The sequence below is a fragment of the Nostoc sp. genome (assembly GCF_036916655.1).
Classification (GTDB): domain Bacteria; phylum Cyanobacteriota; class Cyanobacteriia; order Cyanobacteriales; family Nostocaceae; genus Nostoc.
In genome coordinates this window covers 1-2,084 of sequence record NZ_JBALFY010000034.1, presented here as the reverse complement: position 1 = coordinate 2,084, position 2,084 = coordinate 1, and the positions used below count along the sequence as shown (strand labels likewise).

The 2,084-nt window shown below is 42.0% G+C and carries 2 protein-coding genes; one reads left to right on the top strand and one right to left on the bottom strand.

All coding sequences use genetic code 11. The features are described 5' to 3' along the window. Positions 1–533: 533 nt before the first annotated feature. Positions 534–1,436, top strand: coding sequence for a gamma-carotene 1'-hydroxylase CruF (cruF, locus tag V7L31_RS10130; RefSeq protein ID WP_334696100.1), 903 nt, complete (start codon positions 534–536; stop codon positions 1,434–1,436). A gap of 88 nt (positions 1,437–1,524) precedes the next feature. Here cruF and V7L31_RS10125 read toward each other — a convergent pair. Then, positions 1,525–2,084, bottom strand: a 560-nt coding sequence (locus V7L31_RS10125; RefSeq protein WP_442944396.1) for an NACHT C-terminal helical domain 2-containing protein, incomplete at its 5' end; no start/stop codon positions are given.

Genomic DNA, 2,084 nt, shown 5'->3' with positions numbered 1-2,084 from the left:
AGGGGAACAAATCAAATTTAGCCATCAATCTCGTAATCGGAAATTCTTCTTTGTAAACAGTAGTCGTAAGCGCTTGATGTTTACATCCAATTTCATTCAGCGAGAAGTTTATGAAATCAGAGTACTAGCAGAACAGTAGGTGAAGCTTTATGCAGCAAGACAACTCTGATTTAGTCAAACAAATCAAAGACTTCAAAACTTATAGTTACTCCTAAGATGAAGTTATCCAAAAATCCAATTTTGACAAACAATTAGAGCCAGATTTCAATATCATTAATGCTCATTTTAGCTGATTATAAATGGAAGAATTCAGAATCCAGAATCCAGCTTTGTAGGTTGGGTGCAACGATCGCGTAACCCAACATAAAATTTGGTGGTAATGTTGGGTTGCGTTTCACTCCACCCAACCTACATAAATATATCTTTCAAAAAACTCTAGGTTTCAACATACATGAGGTTTAAATTCTAGGAAATTTTTAACCAATGCCTAGGATGAATAGCGCTTCATTAGCAGTAAGCAAAAAGGAATTACCATGAGACAACTTGTTATTGCTGAACGTGTAACCCTCATTGGTCATGTCGTGTCAACAGTATTTGGATTGGTAGGAATACTACTGGTTATACCTAATGCCCAAGTAATTTTTAACTTATCCGAGCTTGCACAAACTGCCATCCAATGGAGTATGGCGGGAGGCGGTGTAGTTTATATGATTTTAGGTGCGGTAGGTGTTTTCTTGTATTCCATGCGGACTTTAGGTTTAGGTAGCGCCTTGGCATTTTTGTTGCCATCAGTATTTATTTCTCTAGCAAGTGAATTACTAGGAACCAGTACTGGTTTTCCATTTGGTCATTATAGTTACTTAAGCGGTTTAGGTTATAAGATTGCGGGTTTAGTGCCATTTACAATTCCCTTGTCGTGGTTTTATTTGGGATTGGTTTCTTACCTGCTGGCACGTGCAGGTTTAGAAGTGGACAAAAAACCCAAATTGTGGCGTCATATAAGTGCCATCGCTTTGGGTGCTTTATTACTAACCTCCTGGGATTTTGTTCTCGATCCGGCAATGAGTCAAACTTCTCTACCCTTTTGGTATTGGCAACAACCAGGCCCCTTCTTTGGAATGCCTTACCAAAACTTTGCGGGGTGGCTGGGTACTAGCTCAGTATTTATGACTGTGACTGCACTGTTGTGGAGAAATAATCCAATTAACTGGGAGCAATCGCAACTTAATATCCCCTTTGCAGTTTATTTAAGTAATTTTGGTTTCGCTACAGTCATGAGCTTAACAGCTGGATTCTTTGTACCCGTGTTGCTAGGCTTGTTGCTTGGTGTCACTCCCGCAGTGCTGCTGTGGTTGAAAGGCTCATCTACACTCGGACAAGTACCCATTGAACTACCAGAAATCTCTGTAGCTAGGGTCAAAGTTACAGCGAAATGAAAGGGCATTGGGCATTAGGAGTGCTGTTAGCGATAGCGGAGCGTTTAGCCCGTTAGGAGTTAGGAGTTTTGTTTACCCCCTTGTCCCCTCATCTCCCCCACTCCCCCTGCCATTCCTGCTTGGAGAGTTCTTTTCTGGGCAACAACAAACTAGCTTCAATCTCCTGCCGCACAACGCCTGTTACCTCACAGTTACTATTGAGGCAATCGAGAAGCAACTGATTGGCATCGTAATATTGTTGCAATACTTGCTGTTGCTGTGGGCTGAAGTGCCACTGATGCTGAATGTTTCGATGCTTGGCGAGCATGGCCTTTAACCGCTCCATCCAGACAGAGTAACTTGTTTGCCACCATGTCTGAAACCTTTCTTTACTTTGTTCTGGATCAGGCAGTAGGTCTTTAAGTTGTTGTAAAGCTTGATGTAAGGCAGCATCTTGAACAACCGCGCTTAGATTACTCAGAGCATCGTTACAGGCTAGGGCATCAGTAAAATTAGATTTGCAGTCAATAGTGCATTCTATTACTAGATTATCTAATGCCGCATCCAAAAAAATACCTTGATCAAGGATGCAGGCAAGAGTAAAGTGCGGGGTAAGGTGAGGAGTCTTAGCTAGGGTAAGGTAAAACGCGCGAATTGCAGCAGGCTTGG

Excerpts from the sequence above, each read along its gene's own strand:
- cruF (WP_334696100.1), top strand. The coding sequence starts at position 534 with ATGAGACAACTTGTTATTGCTGAACGTGTAACCCTCATTGGTCATGTC.